Origin of the sequence: Reichenbachiella agarivorans (assembly GCF_025502585.1) — a bacterium.
Classification (GTDB): domain Bacteria; phylum Bacteroidota; class Bacteroidia; order Cytophagales; family Cyclobacteriaceae; genus Reichenbachiella; species Reichenbachiella agarivorans.
Genome location: NZ_CP106679.1, coordinates 2,737,710 through 2,762,471 on the forward strand (window position 1 = coordinate 2,737,710; position 24,762 = coordinate 2,762,471).

At 46.6% G+C, this 24,762-nt stretch carries 15 protein-coding genes; all 15 read left to right on the forward strand.

Translation table 11 applies throughout. The features are described from left to right. Positions 1-32: 32 nt before the first annotated feature. The 15 genes from N6H18_RS11545 to N6H18_RS11615 all read left to right on the forward strand — a co-directional run bounded on the left by N6H18_RS11545 (position 33) and on the right by N6H18_RS11615 (position 24,693). A complete protein-coding gene (locus N6H18_RS11545; protein WP_262308430.1) occupies positions 33-3,167 on the forward strand; it encodes a SusC/RagA family TonB-linked outer membrane protein in 3,135 nt (1,044 codons plus the stop codon). Between the two features lie 17 nt (positions 3,168-3,184). Then, on the forward strand, positions 3,185-4,912 hold the full coding sequence (locus N6H18_RS11550; protein WP_262308431.1) for a RagB/SusD family nutrient uptake outer membrane protein: 1,728 nt from the start codon (positions 3,185-3,187) through the stop codon (positions 4,910-4,912). A 19-nt stretch (positions 4,913-4,931) separates the two neighbouring features. Then, positions 4,932-6,524: a hypothetical protein gene (locus N6H18_RS11555; RefSeq protein WP_262308432.1), complete on the forward strand. Its 1,593-nt coding sequence runs from the start codon at positions 4,932-4,934 to the stop codon at positions 6,522-6,524. A gap of 179 nt (positions 6,525-6,703) precedes the next feature. After that, the gene (locus N6H18_RS11560) at positions 6,704-8,908 is read left to right on the forward strand and encodes a T9SS type A sorting domain-containing protein (RefSeq protein ID WP_262308433.1); all 2,205 of its coding nucleotides are present in this window, start codon (positions 6,704-6,706) and stop codon (positions 8,906-8,908) included. A gap of 2 nt (positions 8,909-8,910) precedes the next feature. Then, complete coding sequence (locus N6H18_RS11565) at positions 8,911-11,463, forward strand: glycoside hydrolase family 2 TIM barrel-domain containing protein (RefSeq protein ID WP_262308434.1); 2,553 nt, start codon at positions 8,911-8,913, stop codon at positions 11,461-11,463. A 37-nt stretch (positions 11,464-11,500) separates the two neighbouring features. Then, entirely contained in the window at positions 11,501-12,520 is a 1,020-nt protein-coding gene (locus N6H18_RS11570; protein WP_262308435.1) for a zinc-dependent alcohol dehydrogenase, read from the forward strand. A 45-nt stretch (positions 12,521-12,565) separates the two neighbouring features. Then, the gene (locus tag N6H18_RS11575; RefSeq protein WP_262311608.1) at positions 12,566-13,330 is read left to right on the forward strand and encodes an SDR family NAD(P)-dependent oxidoreductase; all 765 of its coding nucleotides are present in this window, start codon (positions 12,566-12,568) and stop codon (positions 13,328-13,330) included. A 104-nt stretch (positions 13,331-13,434) separates the two neighbouring features. Further along, on the forward strand, positions 13,435-14,874 hold the full coding sequence (aldA, locus tag N6H18_RS11580; RefSeq protein ID WP_262308436.1) for an aldehyde dehydrogenase: 1,440 nt from the start codon (positions 13,435-13,437) through the stop codon (positions 14,872-14,874). A 57-nt stretch (positions 14,875-14,931) separates the two neighbouring features. Continuing rightward, positions 14,932-16,053, forward strand: coding sequence for a mandelate racemase/muconate lactonizing enzyme family protein (locus tag N6H18_RS11585; RefSeq protein ID WP_262308437.1), 1,122 nt, complete (start codon positions 14,932-14,934; stop codon positions 16,051-16,053). A 20-nt stretch (positions 16,054-16,073) separates the two neighbouring features. Continuing rightward, positions 16,074-17,102: an aldose epimerase family protein gene (locus tag N6H18_RS11590; RefSeq protein ID WP_262308438.1), complete on the forward strand. Its 1,029-nt coding sequence runs from the start codon at positions 16,074-16,076 to the stop codon at positions 17,100-17,102. A gap of 74 nt (positions 17,103-17,176) precedes the next feature. Continuing rightward, a complete protein-coding gene (locus N6H18_RS11595; protein ID WP_262308439.1) occupies positions 17,177-18,178 on the forward strand; it encodes an L-rhamnose/proton symporter RhaT in 1,002 nt (333 codons plus the stop codon). A 39-nt stretch (positions 18,179-18,217) separates the two neighbouring features. After that, complete coding sequence (locus tag N6H18_RS11600) at positions 18,218-19,450, forward strand: glycoside hydrolase family 117 protein (RefSeq protein ID WP_252737015.1); 1,233 nt, start codon at positions 18,218-18,220, stop codon at positions 19,448-19,450. Positions 19,451-19,523: 73 nt separating this feature from the next. After that, the gene (locus N6H18_RS11605; protein ID WP_262308440.1) at positions 19,524-21,644 is read left to right on the forward strand and encodes a beta-galactosidase; all 2,121 of its coding nucleotides are present in this window, start codon (positions 19,524-19,526) and stop codon (positions 21,642-21,644) included. A gap of 107 nt (positions 21,645-21,751) precedes the next feature. Then, the gene (locus N6H18_RS11610) at positions 21,752-23,290 is read left to right on the forward strand and encodes a sulfatase family protein (RefSeq protein WP_262308441.1); all 1,539 of its coding nucleotides are present in this window, start codon (positions 21,752-21,754) and stop codon (positions 23,288-23,290) included. After that, on the forward strand, positions 23,287-24,693 hold the full coding sequence (locus tag N6H18_RS11615; protein WP_262308442.1) for a sulfatase: 1,407 nt from the start codon (positions 23,287-23,289) through the stop codon (positions 24,691-24,693). Before N6H18_RS11610 ends, N6H18_RS11615 begins: the two co-directional genes overlap by 4 nt. Positions 24,694-24,762: the final 69 nt, after the last annotated feature.

Genomic DNA, 24,762 nt, shown 5'->3' on the forward strand with positions numbered 1-24,762 from the left:
GATTACTATTGTTTAACATAAAGCATAATTGAATGAAAAGACTATTTACATTATTAAAATGTTCGGTCATTTTGATCTTACTAATTTGCCTGAGTATGCCTGTATTGGCTCAGACCAAAGTAGTAGGTAAGGTGATTGATGACAATGATGCCCAAGGTATTCCTGGTGTCAATGTTCTAATCAAAGGAAGTGCTGTAGGTACTGTTACGGACTTAAATGGTATCTATAGTATTGAAGTTCCTGCAGATGCAGAAGCTCTTGTTTTTAGCTACATCGGATACCTCAAGCAGGAGGTAGTTATCTCTGGTCGTTCTACGATTGACGTAGCTATGCAGACAGATATTGAGCAGCTGGACGAGGTAGTGGTAGTGGGTTACGGTGTTCAGAAAAAGAAAGAGTTGACTGGTGCAGTGGGCTCTATTAAATCTGAAGAATTGCTCAAAAACGCCACTTCTGATATCGGAGATGCAATGCAAGGTCAGATTGCTGGTGTAAACGTTCAAGCCTCAAGTGGAAGACCAGGTTCTAAATCCAACATTCAAATCAGAGGAATAGGCTCAGTGAACTCTGGTGCCCTGGGACCCTTGTATGTCGTAGATGGTGTTCCATTTCAGAATGATCCAAACATTGCGCCTGAACAGATAGAATCAATGGAGATTTTGAAAGATGGTGCTGCTGCTGCGATCTATGGTGTACGTGCATCGAATGGTGTGATTTTGATCACAACCAAAAGAGGTAAAGCTGGTAGAATGCAAGTTGACTTTTCAGCATATGGCGGAGTACAAGAGATTTATTCGGGTACCCCACTGATGAATACACAGGAGCAGATGTATGTGGAAGATGTAAAATTAGATGCCGTAGGCAAAGAGCCACTTATTTTTGTTTTTAATCCTGATGCACTGGATTATGATACGGACTTTGTTGATGAAGTACAAAATGACAATGCCAAAATGCAGAGCTACAATATCAACGTGTCAGGTGGTCAAGAGAATTTGACTTTGAACTTGAGCGCCAATTATTTTCAGCAAGATGGTGTTTTGATCAATTCAGGATTTGATCGTTTTACCACTCGACTCAATGGAGAATATAATCTTGGCAAATTCAGGGCATTTGCCTCTCTGGGCATGACTGAGGAAAATACCCAACAAGAGCCTTGGGCACTGTACGAATATGCTATTATTCAAAAACCTTGGCAGAGAGGGTTGAACGATCTGGAGACCAATGGGCAGAATGAAGTAATCGTACCTTCTGACAACCCTATTCAGTATGGATACCTGTCTAGACAACTCAACAACGAGGACAATAGAAAAGTAAGAAGCAACAACATAGCAATCAACCTTGAGTATGAGTTCATTGATGGCTTGAGTTTTCAGGTCAACTTGGGTAGAAACGACTGGAACTATCAGCGTACATTCTTTCAGCCACAGTATTTGGCATATACTGCAGACGGTGACTTGCAGCCAGGTGGATCTAATCTGGATGCCATGTTAAATGAAGACTATATTTTCACAACTAAGAATACCCTGGAGAATATTTTGAAATTCCGAAGAGATTTTGGGAAGCACAATGTAGGCGCTACTTTGGTTTTGTCTTATGAAAACTATGACTACAAAACCACCGGAGTAGGAGTAATCGGACTGTTGAGCAACGATACTGATGTGTTGAGCGCTGGGGTCAAAGGTGCTGCACCTACAGGTGTGAGAAACACTCAGAATATTGTCGGTAAGATGGCAAGAGTGCAGTATGGTTATGACGAGAGATATTTATTGTCTGCGAGTATCCGATATGACGGCTCTTCGATTTTTGGTGAAGAGAATCGTTACAATCCTTTTTATGGTATTTCTGCTGGTTGGAACATCAGCGAGGAAGGATTCTTTAAGAATGCAGCTGGGTTAGATTTTATCAGCAATTTGAAACTGAGAGGTAGTTATGCAGAATTGGGTAATCAAAGTGTAGCACCTTATCAATACGCTGCAAGTATTGAGGGTGGTGTCAATTATCCATTTGGTACCGAAGGCAGTGAGTACTTAGGCGTAGGAAATATTCAAAGAAGGTATGCCAACCCATTTATTCAGTGGGAGACGACCATCTCTAGAAATATTGGTTTGGACCTGAGTATGTTCGATGGCAGATTGAATTTCTCTGCAGACGTGTACCGCAATAACAAAGAGGACATGCTTTTGTCCGAGAGATTGGCTCCTTCATCTGGAACTTGGCAGACCAGAGCAACAGAAACTTACAACTCTAGAACCATCAATGCAGGTAACATGCAAAACCAAGGTATTGAACTGGCTTTGGGGTATAGAGATGAGACCAATTTTGGTTTGAACTGGAGTGTCAACGGGACATTTACTAAAAATGTCAATGAAATAACGGATTTGAATGGTGTAGAGGGAATAGCCTATGCAGGCGGTCGCCCGATCACTTCGAGAGGAGAAAGTACAGATTATACCACTTACCTATCACAAGGCTATGAAGGCGGTGCATTCTTCCTCCTAAAGCACGAAGGGGTAATTAAAACTGCTGAACAACTATCAGACTATCAGGCCTTGGATCCAAGTGCTATGATGGGAGACATGATGTACAAAGATCAATTGACCGTAGATACAGATGGTGACGGTGTCCCTGATGCAGGTGACGGTGTGATCAATGACAATGACCGTGTTTATGCAGGTTCGGGACAGCCAGCATTCGAGGCGGGCTTGATGCTAAACGGTGCTTACAAGGGATTCGATCTGTTTGTGCAGGCATACTGCTCTTATGGAGCGGAAATCTACAATGGATCTAAATTGTTTGCCTATGGCGCTGGACGTCACAAAGATTTATACTATGCTTGGTCTCCACAGAATCCTGATTCGGATATTCCAGCCGTTCGAACTTCACAAGAGCACAACAATACAAGAGCTAGATCTGACTACTTCTTAGAAGACGGTTCTTACTTGAGAATCAGAAACATCACCTTGGGTTACACTATTCCAAACAGTGTTTTGAAAAACAAAGTGAGCAAGTTGAGATTCTATTTGACAGGTCAAAACTTGTTCACATTCACAAAGTATGAAGGTTATGACCCTGAGGTAGGAGGGGATGGTCTATCTACTCGTGGTGTAGATCAAGGTAACTATCCAGTGACTCGCAAGTTTTTGGCTGGTGTGCAACTTCAGTTTTAATCCTAAAACATAGCAAGATGAAAAAGAAACTTTTATATATATTAATGATACCTGTCTTCATGTTTACAACTAGTTGCAACGAAGACGAGTTTTTGACGCAGGTCAACCCCAATTCTATCACTACAGATGTGTATTGGGAGACAAGTGATGATTTTGAGAAAGGATTGTACACGGTCTATGGCGCCTTGCAATTTCCTTCAATCTCTGGAGCCCAATTTACCAACAACTGGGTAATGGGTGATTTGGCTGGAGCCGAATCTTGGATGAAGACATTCGAGTTTGTGACGCTCAATTTCAATGATGCATCTGAGCATGTAAAGAACAAATGGAATGAGCTGTATGTAGGTATATTCAGAGCCAATCAGGTGATTGAATATATTCAAGATGCAGAAATCTCAAGCAGTGAAAAGGCACTGATTGTAGCACAAGCTAGATTCCTGAGAGCTTTTTTCTATTTCGAATTGGCACATAGCTATGGTGGAGCAGTCATTCATACCGTAGTCCCTGTGACAGACGAAGACTTTCAAAAGGCCTTTGATTCGATTGATAAAGTCACCACAGATGTAATCATACCTGACTTGGAGTTTGCCAAGGCAAATTTAGAAGGTGTGGAGTGGACTGGTGATGATTTGGGACGTGCGACATGGGGTGCTGCTACTGCCCTTATGGGTAAAGTATATCTGTACAACAAGGATTGGGTCAATGCTGCGGATGAATTTAAGAAAATCATCGACTCAGGTATATACAGCTTGACTCCTGATTTTATGGATAATTTCACTGATGAGAACGAATTCAACAGTGAGTCTATTTTCGAAGTAGCGTATTCTGCAGTAGCTGGTGATACAGGTGCCAATGGCAACAACATTGATACCACACCCAACGAAATAGGATCAGAGGCAAATACCATTGATGCAAAAGTCGGCCAGTTAAATTCTGGAGGATACAATGAGGTCTTGGGATCATATTATTTGCATGAGCTATTGTACAATGATGAAATAGATCCAACCAAAGGCATCAACAATGGTTTTACACAGTCACAAAGAATGTATGCAAGTGTACTCACCAAGGATGGAGATGGTAGTTATTTTAGCGTACCAGTGACTGAGCTGAAAGGATTTGGATTTGCTCAGACTGCATATGTGAAAAAATACACCAACTGGTATCAGTATGATTTGATCAATACAACCAATCCACGATCAGGGATCAATATCAGACATATTCGATACTCAGATGTACTATTGATGTATGCCGAGGCGATACTCAACGCCCAAGGTGATGCCGCTGCTGCAGAGGCCCTTACCTATATCGACAGAATACGTGCGAGAGCAGGTGTCGTGACTCTTCAGGATTATTTGAACAACAATGCCAATACTTTTCCTGCTATGCACGTGAGCAAAGTAGTGAATGGTGCTTACAATTTGGTCGCACCTACTGCTGACAACTTGTTGACACACATCATGATGGTAGAGAGACCGATTGAGTTGTGTTTTGAAGGTCACAGATGGAAAGATTTGACTAGATGGGGTATTGTGAAGGAGGTTTTGACGGCCCGTCGTGCTGATGAGCTATGGTTGCTAGCCAATTGGGATGCAATCATGAATACAGCTCCTTTCTACTTTGTGGACGAAGCTCAGAAGGTAAGAACAGACTATGCAGTATGTGCAGCTAGTTACACCCCTTCAGCACATGATTATTTACCAATTCCCACAGATGAAAGACAAATCAATTCAGCGCTGGGTAATTAATAAATTAAAAAAGAAAGAGATGAAAAATATTCTAAAATATATAATGGTTCTGACCCTGTTGACATGGGTAGTCAGTGCATGTGAAGAAGAATATCAAGCACCAAATGATGGCGCTAAACACAGCGTGATTTATGCTTCGGAGTTGAGTGCTGGGAATCAAGTACAGGTGTTTGGAGACATATCCTTTGGAGATGCTTCTGCAGGTGTGAAACACCGTGAGTGGATAGTACCTGAGGGTATTGGCTATATCATTTCGGATGATAGTGCTTCTAGTTCTGATTTGGCGAATATTAAAGTGATATTTAATCAAGCGGGTACATTTGAAGTCAAACTACACCAAGAATTTGATGGTGATTTTTATGTTGGAAACAATGTGCACAATGCGACTTATGATACCACTATGATGGTGACGGTTTTGGATTCTGTCAAGATGGGATTCACAGCAAACTACCTCAATGATGATGGCTCCCTAGGTGCAGCTTTGGTAATTGCAGATGGTGCCAAGAACCAGTTGACGGCCAGCAAGTCTGTTCGATTTACCTACCATTCCGAAGGCGTTCCACAGGAGCTAGTTTGGACATACGAAGGGGGTGATCCAGAAACTATTGATTATGACGGGGTTGAAATCGCTGATGGTACGGCTGACGAAACAGACGTAAAGTTCAAAAAAATTGGTGTATTTGATGTGAGTTTGATTGGTTCCAGAGAGAGACCATTTGGAGCAGATACCATCAGTTTCACAGACATTATTGAAGTGATTCCATCCACAGAACCAGTTGTGTTGGATCAATTGATCAATGATGGCAACAACATAATTTTGAATTATAGCAGAGAGATAGATCCTAATTCTGTCAACTCAAATGATTTTGCGGTCAGAATCGAAAACGGTACTGTCATCAATCCATCAATTAGCTCTGTGTCTGTAGATACAAAGTCAGGTAATCTTGTAATTGTGAAATTATCAAACGAGAGTCTCTATGATGATGATACGGTGTATGTGAGCTACACTCCAGGTGCTATGCAGACCACTGATTTGGTCAAGGCGGATGCAATCTCTGAGATGGTCATGGAACACAAGAAGGGCACCAATGCCATGGCAGTCAATGGATATGATGTAGGTATGGAAAAATCAACTTCTGCCAATTGGCCATACTTGTTTTGGGGTCCTCCATACGATGGATTCACGACTAGCTTCCCGACTGTTCAACCTCATTCGGGGTCTAAAAGTATGCTCATGAGCTGGACTGCTGGAGGAGGATGTATCGTAGATCACAAGGACAACCTCGGTACTCAATATACCTTCGCACTAGAAGCTAATAAGGCATATGAGTTTGGATTCTGGATCTATATTGAGAATTTGGGAGATAACACAACAGGTGATGGTTTGGTACCGGATCTAAGATTCTATCCAGATGATTGGTCTGCTGAGTTGGCTTTCTTTTTTGATGCGGCTTTCCCTACGGGTCAGTGGGTGTATCAATCAACCCGATGGACTCCTAGTAATTCTAGAGATTTCTTCTTCATGATGAGAGGATATAATGCGAGTAGTTCAGTACTAATGAACTTCTACCTAGATGATTTGGGTATCTACGAATTAAACTTGAGACCATAATCAGATCATAAGTAAAACTGGGGAGGATATGATGATCCACCCCAGTTTTTTATCTCATTTAGGAAGTAATTCACTCCTAAAAAGTGAGAGTATAATGTCTAGTATTTGTTCAGTTATCTCTGTACAAAGCACTGGGGCTATGTTATAGTTTATAACCGTGATTTAACTCAATACAAATAATGAAAGTGAAATATTTACATATTGCCTGTGGAATGCTATGCCTCGCGATAGGTGCCAAGGCACAGGTACGCGTAGATATCAACCTCGACCTCAAACACCAAGTCGGCCAAATTGACCAGTTTGACCGAAACAAATTCGTTGCGATTCACGCCAATACAACGGAGCGAGAATGGGACGGAGACAATTTTACAACAGACCTAAGAAACGACTTTTTGAACGGGTACGATGTGTACCTAGGACGTGATACAGGAGGCATCTCCTGGGCACTCAATAGCAATACCAACGAAGACCCTGCTCGTCCTGGATTCGCAGACCCTGCGGGTATCGAGAGCTACGGTACGACAGTCAAAAATAATTATGCTGCACAGACCAGTTGGCATCCATATGAGGATAGAAATGACCAAATCCTGGCGGCACAGCTACACCCTTTTTGGCCTGATGGTCAAGAGACCAACCGAGGATGGGCGTTTTCAGAAGCAGATACTGAGGCAGAGCCTTTTGGGACAGCTACTGGGGAGTACATGGGGCGCTATATACGAGATAGCTATGGTACGGGAGGTACAACAGGCGCCAAAAAGCCACTTTATGTAGAGGTGATCAACGAACCACTTTGGCATCTTGTTGATTTTGGGACAGATGAACCAGAGAAGATCTTCAGGTTTCACAATGCAGTCGCCGACCAAATCCGAATATACAATGACGATGTCTTGATCGGTGGTTTTTGTACTGCATTTCCTGACCATGAAAATCGAGGGTTCGCGCAATGGAATGAAAGGTGGAAGCTTTTCATGGATATGTCTGGCGATAAAATGGATTATTGGACGATCCATCTCTATGATTTTCCCTCGATCAACAATGGTAAGCAACGCTACCGAAAGGGCAGCAACATGGAGGCAACCTTCGATTTGATGGAACAATACAGTTATATGCAATTTGGAGAAGTGAAGCCATTTATGATCTCCGAATATGGGGCTCAGATGCACGATTATTTCGGTGCTTGGTCTCCCTACAGAGATTGGTTGCATCTCAAATCCGTCAATTCCATGATGATGCAGTTCATGGAGCGTGCAAACATCATCAACAAGACCCTCAATTTTTTGCCTGTCAAGGCAGAATGGGGTACCAATGGGGTGGACGATACTTACAACCACCGGTTGATGCGAAAGGCAGACGAACCACAGGCCTATACAGGAGAGTGGGTCTATTCGGACATGGTCAAGACCTATCAGCTATGGTCTGAAGTCAAGGGGACACGTGTGGACAGCTATGCCACCTCACTAGACCTATTGGTGGATGCCTATGTTGATGGCAAGACAGCTTACGTGATTCTCAACAACCTCAAGTTCGAAGCAGTCCAAATCGAGCTGAACGCGCTAGGGCTGTCGACTGCTGTAGTGGAAGAGATAGACCTCAAGCACCTCTACCTAGAGGGACAGGTGCCTGTACTTGAGCAATCCAATCAACAGGGGCTACCTGAGGCTGTGAGCTTGGAGAGTGAAGCCACGATGATACTCAAACTGACGCTGAGCGAGGCACCGAGTATTGACCAAACTTCAGTGGAGACGAAATACTATGCGACGGATTACCTCCAAGAGATCCATGCCAATGAGCCACTTACTTTTACGATTTCGGGAGTGCAGTTGGGGGATCATGGTGAGGCCATGCTGCGTCTAGGCATGGGCAGAGCACATGGAAAGTCTCTCGTGCCGACCGTTCTAGTCAACGGGTTCGCACTAGATGTGCCGGTAGATTTTCGAGGAGATGATCAGGCGGACAGAGACAGTTTTTTTGGAGTGATAGAAATCCCTGTGCCCTACCAACAGCTGCAAAGTAGCAACGAAGTGAAAGTGACTTTCGCAGATGAAGGTGGACATCTGAGCAGTGTCGCCATGCAGGTGTATGGGTTTAGTCGTGAGGTCGATCGCTCGAATCCTGTGCTGGGACTTGAGGACAAAATAGCCTCAACCAGCCTACAAATGAAAGTATATCCCAACCCAAGTTTTGATAGTGTCCGTCTCGAAGTGGCCCCTGATTTTGTCGGTGGACAGTGGCAAATCATGACACTATCGGGACAAGTAGCACAAGAAGCAAGGATTGATCAGGAGGTGATGCTCGTGGATGCTTCTGTACTCCCTAGCGGTGTGTACCTGATTCGGGTGAGCAACTACGGGGAAGTTTTAACAAGGAAATTAGTATTGAAATAAGGATGAAAAGGACAATAAATAGGGTACTCGGATTGGCGCTTGGTTTGGCTATATCTTGGGGAGCAAAAGCGACTGAAGCCGTTGATTTTAATTTTGATTGGCAGTTTAGACTGACACAAGACTCTGTCATGGGCGGGGATTACACGCACAATCTCCAAACGGATGATGGATGGACAGAGGTCAGACTACCGCACGATTGGGTCATCGGTGGGACTTACGATCAGGCCAATGCACAGTTTGCGCCAGCGACAGGCTACATCTATGGAGGTGGATACGGTTGGTACCAGAAAACCTTTGACCTCCATGTCAGCGAGGACAGCTTGCACCATATTTTGTTTGACGGGGTGTACAATCACTCCGAAGTATGGATCAACGGTCATTCTCTCGGAGAGCATCCCTACGGTTATTCGCCCTTCTACTATGACTTGACTCCCTATCTCAATGCAGATGGAAAAGACAACCTATTGGTCGTCAAGATCGATCATACGCGCTATGCGGATAGCAGATGGTACACGGGGGCGGGAATCTACCGCAACGTCAAGTTGGTGTCCAGCCACAAACTGCGTGTACCGATATGGGGCACCTTCGTCCAAACACCCGAAGTGACGACCGAGCAAGCGCTCGTCAGCATGGAGTTTACCTTGGACAATGGACTAGACAAGAATACCAAAGCATCCTACACCGTGGAGATTGTAGATCCTATGGGAATTGTCGTGGCGACTCAAACCGAAAAGATCAAGCTGGCACAGTCTAGTCAGCAAAAGGTTAAAGTGAATCTGACCGTGGATCACCCTCAACTATGGGGAATAGATGATCCGAAGCTTTACCAGGCAGTCACGACCGTTTATGTCAAGGATACCCCAGTGGATCAGCAGAAAACTCGTTTTGGCATTCGTACGATCCGCTTCGATGCGAACGAGGGTTTTTTCCTCAATGGAGAAAACATGAAAATCAAAGGGGTCTGCTTGCATCATGATGGTGGACTTGTGGGTACTGCAGTACCTCGTGGCGTGTGGGCGCGTAGGTTTAAGGTATTGAAAGAGGCGGGGTGCAACGCGATTCGCATTTCACACAATCCAGGTTCTGAGGAGTTTTTGCAATTGTGCGACGAGATGGGGTTTTTGGTACAGGATGAGTTTTTTGACGAGTGGGACAACCCCAAAGACAAACGTTGGAACACCAAAGAGAAAGAAGTTCACTACGAGACTCAAGGGGCGTCACAGTATTTTCAGGAGTGGGCTGAGAGTGACCTGAAGTCAGTCATGTTGGCACATAGAAACCATCCGAGTATCATCCAATGGAGCATCGGTAACGAGATCGAATGGACTTATCCACGGACTGCAGAGGCCACAGGATTTTTCAACAACATGGATTGGAATGGTAACTATTTTTGGTCAGAGCCACCTTACAATACGGAGCAGATTGCTCAGAGATTGGACACTCTTCCTAGAGGCAAGTACGATATCGGAGAGACGGCACAAAAGCTCGCAGCATGGACCAGAGAGATGGATACGTCTCGACCTGTAGTGGCCAATTGTATCCTGCCCTCGGCCAGCCATCTGACTGGGTATGGACAGACCTTGGACATAGTTGGGTACAGCTACCGTCGTATTCTTTATGATTATGGACATGAAAACTACCCTGACAAAGTCATCATGGGGACAGAGAATCTGGCGCAATACCATGAATGGAAGGCGATCATGGAGCGACCGTTTATTTCAGGTACCTATTTGTGGACAGGGATTGATTACTTGGGAGAGATCAGGGGACCATGGCCCAAAAAAGGCACGGGAAGTGGGATAGTGGATTTTGCGGGGTTCGCCAAGCCGTCTTACTACATGATGAAGTCCCTCTGGAACGAGGAACCAAGCATCTACATCGCTACGCAGACACTTGATCGATCCATCAACGCGATAGACGAAGCTACTGGCCTCATGGTGGCCAAGGATCCAGAGGCTTGGCAGCATGCACTTTGGGAGTGGCATGATGTCAACAACTACTGGGAGTACAAAGAGGGAGAAATGATCAGTGTCGAACTGTACTCCAACTGTGATGAGATTGAGTTGTTTTTGAATGACAGCAGCTTGGGCAAACGTATTTTGTCGGAGTTTGAAGATCATATCTACAAGTGGGCCGTGCCTTTTGCTCAAGGAGAACTCAAAGCGGTCGGTACGCTGGATGGTACTCAGATAGAGGAGGTGCTTTACAGTACCACGGCTCCATATGCAGTAGAGCTCAAGGTAGATCAGCAGCAGATCGATGCAGATGGGTACGATGTGGTACATGTCGTAGCACAGCTAGTGGATAGAAGCGGTCACCCTGTCAAAGACCAAAACAGAAAAATCACATTCGATATCGCTGGAGAAGCGAGACTGCTGGGTGTAGACACAGGGTCGGTGTACAATGTGCAACAGCACAGTACCAATGCGCTGGTCACTGATCAGGGCAGGGCTTTGATGATTTTTCAATCCATCAAAGGGAAAACAGGAGAAGTCAAAGTGACCGTCTCGGCAGACGGATTGGAAGCTGGCGTAGCGAAGGTCACAATCAAATAAGTGGGTTTTAAAACAATGAATAATAAGAGACAAAACGATGAAGGCAGCATTTTATAAAGAAAAAGGGAAGTTCGAAATTGGTGAAGGTCAGCAGATCAAACCTGGAGCGGGCGAAGTAAGATTAGATGTGGCGTACTGCGGCGTATGCGGGACAGATGTACACATCTATCACGGGGTGATGGATGCGAGAGTGAAGCCGCCGATGACCGTAGGACACGAAGCATCTGCTACGGTAGCTGAATTGGGCGAAGGAGTATCCAACGTCAAAGTGGGAGACAAAGTAGCAGTTCGTCCGTTGCACTTTGGTGCACCGCATGCTTTTGACAAAGGCTTTGCGCATGTAGGCAAAAACTTGAAGTTTATCGGAATCGATAGCCAGGGAGCTTTTCAAAATAGCTGGACGGTGCCTGCCTATACTTTGCACAAGTTGCCCGAGAGCTTGTCGCTCAAGCATGGTGCATTTATCGAACCATTGGCAGTGGCGTGTCACGATGTGAAAATCGGACGTGTAGTCGCTGGTGAGCATACGCTGGTGATTGGAGGTGGTCCTATTGGGACTTTGATCGCGTATGTATTGGAAGAAAAGGGAGCGCATGTCATCATCTCTGAAGTCAACGAAAACAGACTGAAGATGCTCAATGACCTAGGGTTCACAACGATCAATCCTGCCAAAGAAAGTCTGACAGAGCGCATCAGTGAGCTCACCAACGAAAAAATGATTGACTGTGCATTTGAAGTGTCGGGTTCTGCACCTGGAGTAGAGGCGATGACGCAGGTAGTCAATGTGAGAGGTCGCATCGTGATGGTGGCCATCCACGGGGGAGAGAAGAAACCCGTCGATTTGTTCAAATTCTTCTGGTCAGAGATCGAGCTATTGGGCGCGAGATTGTACGAGGAGGAGGATTATGAGGAGGCCATCCGTATCGCAGATTCAGGGCAAGTGCCTTTCGAAAAACTCATCACACAAGTGGATACTTTGGACAATATCCAGTCGATTTTCGAAACGATCGACAACAATCCTGCAGGTATGAAATACTTGATTGACTGTCAACAGTAAACAGAACTACCAATAGAAATTCACACAACATAAGATACAATGAGCATATTAGATACATTCAAATTAGAAGGAAAAGTAGCCCTAGTGACGGGGTGCAAGAGAGGAATCGGCAAAGCCATGGCGGTAGGTTTGGCAGAGGCAGGGGCAGACATCATCGGGGTGAGTGCTTCTTTGGAAAAATCTGGATCAGAAGTCGAAAAGGCAGTGACTGCTTTGGGCAGAAAGTTCAAGGCTTACACATGTGATTTTTCGGATAGAAACGCTTTGTATGAGTTCATCAAAGAAGTGAAAGGAGACTTTCCAGTGATCGATATTTTGGTCAACAATGCGGGAACCATCCTCAGGACACCAGCTGCTGAGCATCCAGATGAAATGTGGGACAAGGTCATCGAAGTGAATCAAAATGCGCAATTCATTTTGACACGAGAGATTGGGAAAGAAATGGTTGCTAGAGGCAGTGGCAAAGTGATTTTTACGGCTTCTCTATTGACTTTCCAAGGCGGCATCACCGTACCTGGTTATGCTGCGAGCAAGGGAGCAATCGGTCAGATGACGATGGCTTTTGCCAACGAATGGGCAGGCAAAGGGGTCAATGTCAATGCAGTTGCACCAGGCTACATCAGCACTGACAATACCGAGGCATTGAGAAACGATGCGGACAGATCTGCGTCGATTCTCTCTAGAATTCCCGCAGGACGGTGGGGCGAAGCGACGGATTTTGCAGGACCTACAGTGTTCCTCGCATCTGCGGCATCTAGCTACATGCACGGCAGCATCATGCTAGTCGACGGAGGCTGGATGGGACGTTAATGAGTGCTCAGTACTTGGTACTATAGACTAAGTACTGAATCTCTTTTACCTATAAAATATTAAGAGTCTTTGTGCTCTCTACTTAGTACTAAATACTTGAAAAAATGAAGGATTACAAATTGTTTATCAACGGAGAGTGGGTAGAATCCACGACTGGAGACAGAGATACCGTATATAGCCCGATCGACGAGAGCAGTGTAGCTACTACGGCGATGGGAGTAGAAGCAGATGCTGTTCTCGCCCTCCAAGCGGCAGAAGCAGCGCAGAAGGAATGGAAAAAATGGCCAGCCAAAAAGAGAGCAGACTTATTGAGGAAGTTTGCAGCTGAGATTCGTGCCAACCGAGATAGACTCGGTGAGTTGCTCACCAGAGAGCAAGGCAAATTGCTGTCGTTGGCCAAGTTCGAAGTAGATGTGACGGCCAGTTTCATCGAGTATGCCTGTGATGGTGCCAGAGCCATAGAAGGAGATATCGTCCAGTCGGACAACCCTGATGAGCACATTTGGATTCACAAAATCCCGAGAGGAGTGGTCGTAGCGATCACGGCATGGAACTTCCCACTGGCACTGGCTGGTCGCAAGATCGGACCAGCATTGGTGGCGGGCAATGCCATCGTGGTGAAGCCTACGCAGGAGACTCCTTTGGCGACTCTGGAGCTAGGAGATATTGCCAACAAAGTTGGCTTGCCAAAGGGACTATTGAATATCGTCACTGGTTCAGGTCGTGTATTGGGCGAAGCATTGGTAGCCAATCCAATCACCAAGATGGTGACCATGACGGGTAGTACGCCCGCAGGTCAGTCGATCTTCAAGACTGCTGCGCAGAATTTGACACATGTACAGTTGGAGTTGGGAGGCAAAGCACCATCAATAGTTTTCGCGGATGCGGACATAGATCAGGCGGTAGAGGCGACTTTTCACTCACGATGGGACAACTGCGGACAGGTATGCACCTGCAATGAACGCATGTATGTGCACGAGGATATCTACGACGTATTTATGGAGAAGTTTCTCGCCAAGACGCGCGCAATCAAAGTGGGCAATCCGATGGAAGAGGGCATAGATATGGGGCCAAAAGTCAACGCCAACGAGCTCAAAAACATGGAGCATCTGGTAGCGAAAAGTATCGAAGAAGGCGCGAAGATCGCATTTGGAGGCAAGAAACCTACCGGCAAGGGATTTGACAAAGGGTACTGGTTCGAACCGACCGTGATCACGGATGTGACCCAAGACATGACGATCGTACACGAGGAGGCTTTTGGACCGATTTTGCCCGTTATCAAGTTCAAGGATTTTGATCAAGTGATCGCTTGGGCCAACGACTGTGCGTACGGATTGGCTGCTATGGTGTTCACGACTGACATGAAGAAAATCCTCAGACTCAACGACGAGTTGGAGTTCGGGGAGATCTATGTCAACAGAGGACATGGCGAACAGCACCAAGGATTCCACAACGGCTACAAACTCAGCGGTAGCGGAGGAGAAGACGGTAAATATGGTTTCGAACAGTACATGGAGAAGAAAACGTTTTACGTGAAATATTAAAATAGTCGGGAGTCCATGATATATGGGCTCCTGATTATTGCCTATAGATTTTTCAAAATGAGCAAAATAAAAAATATCAAAGTACGGCTTTTTAATGTCCCACTATCGGAGGTGCTGTCGGATGCCAAGCATGGTGATCATACACACTTCGAGTTGGTGACTACTACGATCACACTAGAGGATGGTAGTGAAGGTACGGGCTATACCTATACAGGTGGCAAAGGAGGGCACAGCATCAAGGCGATGCTAGAGCATGACATAGCACCTGCTCTGCTAGGCAAGGATGGTACTGCCATCGACGAGATTTATGATTTCATGGAGTGGCACATTCACTACGTGGGCAGAGGTGGGATTGCTTCGTTTGCGATCTCTACGGTGGACATAGCACTATGGGATATCAAGGGCAAAAAGACAGGCCAGCCCCTCTGGAAAATGGCTGGCGGTGCGGGGCATACGTGCAAGGCATATTGTGGCGGGATCGACTTGATGTTTCCCCTCGAAAAGCTATTGAACAACATGAAGGGCTACCTCGCAGCAGGTTTCAATGCCGTCAAAATCAAGATAGGAAGAGAAAATCTCGACGAAGATATCGCGCGCATCAAGGCAGTACGCGAATACATCGGTCCAGACGTGACCTTCATGGTGGATGCCAACTACTCGATGAGCGTAGACAAGGCCATCGAGTGCTCCAAGAGGATGGAGGAGTGTGATATCACGTGGTTCGAAGAACCGACGATTCCGGATGACTATTTGGGCTTTGCCAAAATTGCAGAGGCAACCAATGTGCCTTTGGCGATGGGAGAAAACCTACATACCATCCATGAGTTCGAATATGCATTTGAGCAAGCCAAACTAGGTTTCATTCAGCCAGATGCATCCAACTGTGGAGGCATCACAGGATGGCTCAAAGCGGCCGAACTGTCCAGAAAATACAACACACCTGTTTGTTCGCATGGGATGCAGGAACTACACGTGAGCTTGGTGTCTGCACAGCCCAACAGTGGGTGGCTGGAGGTACACAGCTTCCCAATAGATGAGTACACCACTCGTCCATTGGTAGTAGAAAACCACAGAGCTGTAGCTCCAGATGAGCCAGGGATAGGAGTCACTTTTGAGTGGAACAAGTTGGAACCATACGAAGTGAAGAGTGCGCCCGTGGCTTATTCGGGGCATGTGTAGACATTGAAACAAAGCATGATATGAAAGTAGAGAAAAGAGCATTTGGGAAATATGAAGGTGAGGACATCGAGCAATATGTCTTGTCCAACGACCAAGGGATGAAGGTAAAGATCATTACCTACGGTGCAACGATCAGTTCGATCGAGCTGCCTACAGCGGATGGTCATGTCGATGTGGTGTGTGGATTCAATTCGATGGAAGGATACCAGTCTGAAGCCTATTTGGCGAATGCCCCTTATTTTGGGTGTACGGTGGGTCGATTTGCTTCGCGTATCAAGGATGGTAGATTCTCTGTGGATGGAATAGAGTATAGCGTCGCGACCAATGATGGCTCCAATCATTTGCATGGAGGTGTCAAGGCTTTCAACAAACGAATATGGAAAGGGGAAGTCATCGATGGAGGTGTAGCGATGAGCCTCTTTAGCCCTCACATGGAAGAGGGATTTCCTGGCAATGTGCAAGTCACCGTGCAGTTCGTGCTCAATGAGGCCAACGAGCTGTCCATTAGTTACCATGCTGCGACGGACCAAAAGACACCACTTTCACTCACCAATCATTCGTATTTCAACCTGTCGGGATTTCAAAAAACGATTGAAGATACCCAAGCAACCATTTTGGCAGATTGCTACCTGAAACCAGACACAACCAATGTACCCAACGGGGAACTGGCGTCTGTGGTAGGGGATCCGTCGGATTTGCGTGAAGGAAAAAGGTTCAGCGAGGCACTTGCTCAGATGGAGACTGGATTCGAGCATTATTATGTGTTTGATGAAAATACGGAGCTACGTAAGGTGGCGATTTTTGACGAACCAGCCACTGACCGCAAGTTGGAGATATTGACGACCGAGCCAGGCATGTTATTTTATTCTGGTTATTTCACCTCCGATGCGCTGCATCGTGAATCGGGAGAGCAGTACGGTAGATACCGTGGCTTTTGCTGCGAGACCCACCGCTATCCCAACGGCCCGAATATAGCAGGAGCTCCAGAAGTATTTGCGACAGCAGGAGCACCATACAAGAGCCAGACGGTGTACAGATTTGATTTTTAATAAATGAGAACCATGAGCCATAGAAGCAAGAGAGAATCTTGACTCTTGATTTTTGACTCTAAAATCTAAAGAACATGATAGAAGGAATACTATGGGCCGTATTGGCCGGACTGATGCTAGGGCTGTATGCCTTGCCAGAGAAATTTACCAAGGATTTCGAATTTGAAAACACTTGGAGTTTGTTTTTTGCCATCAACACTTTCGTGGTACCCAATGTAGCGGCATTTCTACTGATCGATGGGTTCAGTGAAGTGCTGGCAGCCATCCCTTCGGGCATACTGATCGGCATGGTCGTAGCGAGTTTGCTATGGGGTATTGGTGTGATGATGTGGGGCAAGGCCATCAACCATATCGGTTTGTCACTCGGTTTCTCTCTTTTCATAGGGACGATCATATTGGTGGGGTCATTGATACCATTCGTGATCAATGGACTGCCAGAGAGGCCAGTCTTTGCGACGATCATGGGAGGGATATTCGTGGTACTCGTAGGGGTAGTGGCCAATGGCAAAGCGGGTATTATGCGCCAAGCCGATGAACAAGGAACCCAGGAGAAAAAGGGCTCGATGGCTACAGGTATTTTGATTGCTGTGGTGGGCGGATTGCTCGCTACAGGATTCAGCTATGCCAATACCGTCGGAGGAGCTGTCATTCATGAGGCGGTCATCACGCAGGGCAATCCCGAATGGATGAGTGCTGTAGCGGTGATGTATGTGATCTACATGGCTGGAGGAGTAGCCATCGCAGTTTATTTCATCCAGCAGTTGACTGCCAAGAAGCTGTGGTCAAAATTCAACTCACCGAGTTTTGGTAGAAACGCAGGGTTGGCGACCGTGATGGGGATACTCAACTTCGCGGCATCTGCCGGATTTGCGTATGCAGCTTTCAAACTCGGTAGTACAGGGGGGACAGTAGGATACGCTATATTTAATACCGTATCGGTAGCCGTGGCGATCGTCAGTGGCTTGATCACCAAAGAGTGGATCAATGCCTCTTCCAAATCAAAAAATGCCCTGTATTTGGGATTGACCTGCATGATCTTGGGTATTGTGATCGTAGCGATTGGCAATGGTCTGTAGGCATAAGAGATGTAATTAGGGAAGATAAATTAGAACAAAATGAGCAAAAAAATGGGATTACAAAAGATAGCAGTAGCGCTGATGGTAGCAGCAGGGTTGAATGCCTGTCAGCCACCGGTGGCCGAAAAAGATTGTGACAAGATTGTCATCACTCCAGAAAAGGTAGACTTCTTGGGGATCACAGACACGACACACCTGAGTGCAGCATCCAAGCGTGCACTGAGGTGGCCCGATGAGTTGACCAATGAGTGGTTTGGTGAGTTTGAGCAGTTCTATCTCCAAGGAGACTTAGCCTATGAAGAAGGAGTGGTTCGTAGAGACCCAAGTGCCTTGATCAAGGTCGATGGCAAATATTTCGTATGGTATAGCAAGAGTGTCGGTCCGACAGACGGTTTTGCCGGAGATATCGAAACCGAAAAGGTGTTCCCATGGGATAGATGTGATATCTGGTATGCAACGTCCGAAGACGGCATCACCTGGAAAGAAGAAGGAATGGCCGTCGCTCGTGGCGAAAAAGGAGCCTATGACGATCGTTCAGTATTCACCGTCGAGATCATGGAGTGGGAGGGGATGTACTACCTCAGCTACCAGACCGTCAAATCCCCCTACAACGTACGGGTAAAAAATCAAGTCGGTCTGGCATGGTCTGATTCTCCTCATGGTCCCTGGACGAAAAGCAAAGAACCAATCCTCAGCCCTGCTGACAATGGCGTCTGGGCAGGTACCGAAGACAACCGATTCAAAGTGGAGAAAAAAGGGGATTTTGATAGTCACAAAGTTCATGATCCATGCATCTTGCCATACAAGGGCAAGTTCTATCTCTACTACAAAGGAGAGCAAATGGGAGAACAAATTACTTTTGGCGGACGCCAAATCAGACATGGTGTCGCCATCGCGGACAACCCAAAAGGACCCTATGTCAAGTCGCCGTACAATCCGATCTCCAACAGTGGACACGAAATCTGCGTATGGCCGCACAAGGGAGGGATTGCTTCGCTGATCACCACTGACGGCCCAGAAAAGAACACCGTACAGTGGTCTCCTGATGGGATCAATTTTGACATCATCGCTTCCATCCCTGCTCCACCACATGCAATAGGACTGGATAGAACCAAAGATACCGAAGAGCCATTTGCAATTTTCGGTTTTGGTCTCACACACGAGTATGTGTCCTATGACTACCAGTGCATCAAAGGGTTCAGAGGCAAAAGAAAAACGACCCATGTAGGCAAAGGAGAGGCTGGCTCTACGAAAGGGAGTGACGAGAAATAAGTAGTTTGATTTAGTAATTGTTGCTGCCTCACTCGAGGTAGCAACATTTTCCAATCCGTATAAAAGCACTCAAGTGTATTTTCATAAAACCATTTCAATACCCAAACTATTTTTGGTAGCAGCCATGCTGTGGTCATCGTGCGCTGATCAACGTATGACAAATAGTGACCGTACCAGTTTGTTGTTTGACGCACAGGGCAGCCTAGATACCTCACGTCTGCAAGTGTCGGGACTAGACTATCAGTTGATCAATACAGACGGTGGAGTGGGTTTGCGCATCCGTACCAACGAAGAAGTAAAAGGGCAATTTTTGACACTACGCAGTGCGGCAAACCAACCATGGGAGTTGGGGGATACATGGCAAGTCCAGGCCGTGGTTTCCAACATCGGCAGTGAGCTCATGCAGGCAGAGATGTTTGTAGGCAATGATCCCGATGGTCTTGTACGCTGGTACTGTTCGGACTATATCGACTTGGTGCCAGGCCAAACGGACATGATCACGGTCAATCTAGCTTGGACGCCATGGATCAACGAACCCGCAGTTCCTCTTGTCGGGATGCGTGGAGCTCCAGGCATGACCAAAACCGATTTGGCTAAAATTCAATCGATACAGTTCAGGCCTAGGTATGCGACTCGTGAGACCGTATTTGTGCTGCACGATGTGTGGGCTGTAGGGTCACTACAGTGGCATTCCTCCGAATCATTTTTACCTTTCATTGATTCATTTGGTCAATACAAGCATCAAGATTGGCCAGGCAAAACGCACAGCACACAAGAGTTGAAAGACAACTACACCCAAGAGATCGAGACAATGAGTGCCTCGAAATCAGGATGGATATTTGATCCATACGGGGGCTATGCTCAAGGGCCACTACGCAAAGCTACAGGCTTTTTTAGAGTGGAAAAGTATGAAGGGAAATGGTGGATGGTAGACCCAGAGGGACGTTTGTTTTGGAGCAATGGACTCAACTGTGTCAATGCCAACATGACATTGACAGGTATAGATGGGAGAGAGAACTATTTTGAAGGATTACCCACCGAACTTGAGCCTTTGGGGCAGTTTTACAGAGCCGGTACTTGGGCCTCCCATGGTTTTTACAAGGACAAAATACCTTTCCAAGCTTACAGCTTTTTGGAGGCCAACCTATACCGAACATTCGGTGATACATGGAAAGAAGAGTTCCTTGATTTGACACACAGACGTATGCGATACTGGGGGATGAATACGCTCGGCAATGTGTCCGATGCACAACTCAAAGCACAACAACGAACACCCTACGTCGGTACTGTCTGGATTCGCAATACTCCCAAAATCGAAGGGTCTGAGGGGTTTTGGGGCAAGTTTCACGATGTGTTTGATCCTGCGTTTAGGCTCGCAGTGCGTGACAACATGGCTTCACAGCGACAGGGTGCAGGTGATCCATGGTGTATGGGCTTTTTCGTGGACAATGAAATGTCATGGGGATTGAAAGGTTCTTTGGCTATCGCTGCGCTCCATAGCCCAGCTACTCAAGCTTCCAAAATTGAATTTGTCAAGGATCTTCAAGAAAAATACATCGACATCAAAGCATTGAATGGCGCATGGAAGACGGATTATGCCTCATGGCAGGATTTGCTAATTCGCCAAGAGCATGAGGAATTGGAAAATGCACAATCCGATTTGAATGCGTTTTATGGGAAGATCGCTGAAACCTATTTTCGAATAGTGAGCGAAGAGCTTCATCGTATCGCTCCCAATCAGATGTACCTAGGCTGTCGTTTTGCCTGGGCCAACAATGACCTAACGGTGGCTGCTGCTGCGGAGTACTGCGACATAGTGAGTTTCAACAAGTACGAGTACAGCATCGCCAATTTGAGCCTGCCGACTGGGATAGATCGCCCCATCATGATCGGAGAGTATCACTTCGGAGCGACTGATCGCGGACATACGCATCCTGGCGTGAAGGTGGCCAAAAACCAAGCCGATAGAGGACACAAGTATGCCGAGTACATCCGTGGTGCGCTAGCCAATCCACAGATTGTAGGGGCACATTGGTTTCAGTACACGGATCAAGCGGTGACTGGACGTGAGGACGGAGAAAACTACAATGTAGGGTTTGTAACCATCACGAATACGCCCTACCAAGAGTTGGTGGATTCGGTGCGGATGGTCAATCATCAGATGTACCAGAGACGATTGAGAGAAATTGAATAAGAAAAATAGTTGCAAGCGATTTGTTACGCAACGAGATAGGCTGTGCTTTCTGGTGATCGGAAAGCATCTACCACAGAAAATTAAGATTGGATATTAAATTGAGAAGGATGCAATACAGATACATCAAAACATTTATTCTACTCGCCGTGGTTGGGGGCTTGGTTTCCTGTCAAGAGCAAGTACAAAAAAGAACGATAGTGGAAAAACCCAACATCGTCATCTTCTATGTAGATGACTTGGGCTATGGAGATGTTGGCTGCTATGGAGCCAAGGGGGTGCAAACACCCGTAGTGGATCGGCTGGCTGCACAGGGCTTGCGCATGACAGATGCTCATAGTGGGGCGTCTACTTGTACTCCATCCCGTTATTCGCTGTTGACGGGACGATATGCCTTTCGCAATCAAGCTGCCGTGTTGCCCGGTGATGCGCCATTGTTGATCGATACGGCTCAGATGACCTTGCCTAAGTTGCTTGGGCGTGCAGGCTATCGCAGTGCAGTAGTTGGCAAGTGGCACTTGGGCTTGGGCAATGGCAATATCGACTGGAATGGGTCGGTATCGCCGGGTCCGTTGGAGATAGGTTTTGATTACAGCTATTTGTTGCCTGCCACGGGTGATCGAGTACCCACGGTGTACCTCGAAAATCATGAAGTGGTGAATTTGGATCCAAATGATCCGATCAGTGTGTCCTATGGAGCGCCAATCGGCGACCGACCGCTAGGATACGAGCATCCGGAGTTGCTGCGCTATGGCGCGGATCGTCAGCATGGCGAAACCATCGTCAACGGCATCAGCCGCATAGGCTACATGGCCGGTGGCGAAGAGGCACTTTGGGTAGACGAAGAGTTTCCAGAGGTGCTCAATCAAAAGGCGATTAATTTCATCCAGGAGAGCAAGGATGATCCTTTCTTTTTGTTCTATTCATTTCATGACATCCACGTGCCCCGCTTACCCAATGAACAGTTTCAAGGTGCCTCTACCATGGGTGTGAGAGGGGACGCGATCGCGCAAATGGACTGGACAGTAGGTCAGATATTGAATGAAATCGAGCGTTTGGGATTGGCTGAGAATACCTTGGTGATTTTTACCAGCGACAATGGCCCAGTGCTCAATGATGGCTATGATGATCAGGCCGTCGAATTGCTCGGTGATCATCTGCCTGGCGGCATATACAGAGGGGGCAAGTATTCTGCTTTCGAAGCGGGCACGCGTGTACCGACGATCGTTTACTGGCCTGGACAGGTGCAGCCTGCCGTGTCAGAGGCGCTTTTTACGCAAGTGGATCTCATGGCTTCTTTGAGTGCGCTGGCTGGTGTACAGGCTACAGACAGCGAACTGAGCGACAGTCGAAACCAACTGGAGGCCATGCTTGGGCGCTCGGCGCAAGGGCGAAAGTACATGCTCGAAGAGGCGTACACCATGGCAATTCGCAGCAAGGATTGGAAATACATCGCGCCAGTGCCTGCTGACAAAGCCTATCCTGCATGGCTAAAGGATAAGGACGTGGAAGGGGGAATGGATACCATCCCACAACTCTACCATGTAGCCAATGACCCTAGCGAACAGGTAAACGTCGCGGCACAAAACCCTGAAGTAGTAGCCGAATTGACAAATGAATTGAATGAGATATTGAAAGACAATATATGAAATCGCTAAAGCGAATAATGGTAGCCTATGGCCTGCTCGGGTTTTTATGTTTCACTTACCCGACGGTACATGCACAGCCCAATGTGCTGCTGATATTTTCAGACGATGCAGGCTATGCGGATTTTGGATTTCAGGGTAGCGAAGAGATCAAGACGCCAAATCTGGATCAATTGGCCACCGAAGGTATGCGTTTTGAACAGGCATACGTGTCTGCTGCTGTCTGTGGGCCGTCTAGGGCTGGGCTGCTGACGGGGCGATACCAGCAGCGATTTGGCTATGAGGAAAATAACGTGCCGGGGTATATGAGTACGTCTTGTTTGCCTGATGACATGATGGGGCTGCCCTTAGACCAAGTGACTGTTGCCAATTATCTGAAGGAACAGGGGTATCGTACTGGACTGTTTGGCAAATGGCATTTGGGCAATGACGATCAGTTTCACCCCACCAAGCGTGGTTTTGATGAGTTTTATGGTTTTCGAGGAGGTGCGAGGAGCTACTTCGAATACGATGATGAGCATCCCAATCATCGCCAAGAGGATTATTTGGAGCGTGGTTTTGGCAATTTTGAAGAGTCTGAAAAGTACTTGACGGACGCCCTGGCTGATGAAACCATCGCTTTTATGAAACGCAATCAGGATCAGCCATTCTTTGCCATGTTGTCATTCAATGCGGTGCATACACCGATGGAAGCCGACCCCAAGGATTTGAAGGAGTTCCCAGAACTTACGGGCAAACGACAGCAACTGGCAGCCATGACTTTGTCGATGGATCGTGCTTGTGGTCGCGTGCTCAAAGCGCTCAAAAAACTCGGATTGGAAGACAATACCCTCGTGGTTTTTACCAATGACAATGGCGGCCCATCTGACGCTAACGCTTCCAATAATGCTCCGTTGAGTGGTACGAAAGCCAACCACTTGGAGGGAGGCATCCGTGTTCCGATGCTGATGCGCTGGCCGGGTGTGATTTCTGCCCATACGACTTATCCTTTTCCGGTGAGTACCCTTGATTTGTTGCCGACGTTTGTGCAGTTAGCAGGAGGCAATGTGGATGAATTGAAGCAGTTGGATGGGGTAGATTTAAAGCCCTATGTCAGTGGAGAAAATCAAGAGCGCCCCCACGAGGTACTGTATTGGAAGAAGGAAAATAGAGGAGCCATTCGCATGGGTGACTGGAAGCTGTTGCGCTATCCAGATCGTCCCGCCGAACTGTATGATCTTTCTAAAGATGAAAGCGAAGTGTACGATTTGGCCAATCAATACCCTGACAAAGTACGCGACATGTACAAGCAATTGTTCGACTGGGAATGCACGCTAGATAGACCTAAATGGCAACTGAAGCGCAAATATGAAAAGGATGCGATGGAAAGGATGGATGCTTATAGACAGGCCAAAACAAAGGATTAAGGCTATATCGATTGCCTCAGTCTATAGAGAGTTAGGCTACTGTACATATCAAGTCTATAGAGAAAATCA

Coding starts and splice junctions, on each gene's coding strand:
- N6H18_RS11545 (WP_262308430.1), top strand. CDS start 33: ATGAAAAGACTATTTACATTATTAAAATGTTCGGTCATTTTGATCTTA.
- N6H18_RS11550 (WP_262308431.1), top strand. CDS start 3,185: ATGAAAAAGAAACTTTTATATATATTAATGATACCTGTCTTCATGTTT.
- N6H18_RS11555 (WP_262308432.1), top strand. CDS start 4,932: ATGAAAAATATTCTAAAATATATAATGGTTCTGACCCTGTTGACATGG.
- N6H18_RS11560 (WP_262308433.1), top strand. CDS start 6,704: ATGAAAGTGAAATATTTACATATTGCCTGTGGAATGCTATGCCTCGCG.
- N6H18_RS11565 (WP_262308434.1), top strand. CDS start 8,911: ATGAAAAGGACAATAAATAGGGTACTCGGATTGGCGCTTGGTTTGGCT.
- N6H18_RS11570 (WP_262308435.1), top strand. CDS start 11,501: ATGAAGGCAGCATTTTATAAAGAAAAAGGGAAGTTCGAAATTGGTGAA.
- aldA (WP_262308436.1), top strand. CDS start 13,435: ATGAAGGATTACAAATTGTTTATCAACGGAGAGTGGGTAGAATCCACG.
- N6H18_RS11585 (WP_262308437.1), top strand. CDS start 14,932: ATGAGCAAAATAAAAAATATCAAAGTACGGCTTTTTAATGTCCCACTA.
- N6H18_RS11590 (WP_262308438.1), top strand. CDS start 16,074: ATGAAAGTAGAGAAAAGAGCATTTGGGAAATATGAAGGTGAGGACATC.
- N6H18_RS11595 (WP_262308439.1), top strand. CDS start 17,177: ATGATAGAAGGAATACTATGGGCCGTATTGGCCGGACTGATGCTAGGG.
- N6H18_RS11600 (WP_252737015.1), top strand. CDS start 18,218: ATGAGCAAAAAAATGGGATTACAAAAGATAGCAGTAGCGCTGATGGTA.
- N6H18_RS11610 (WP_262308441.1), top strand. CDS start 21,752: ATGCAATACAGATACATCAAAACATTTATTCTACTCGCCGTGGTTGGG.
- N6H18_RS11615 (WP_262308442.1), top strand. CDS start 23,287: ATGAAATCGCTAAAGCGAATAATGGTAGCCTATGGCCTGCTCGGGTTT.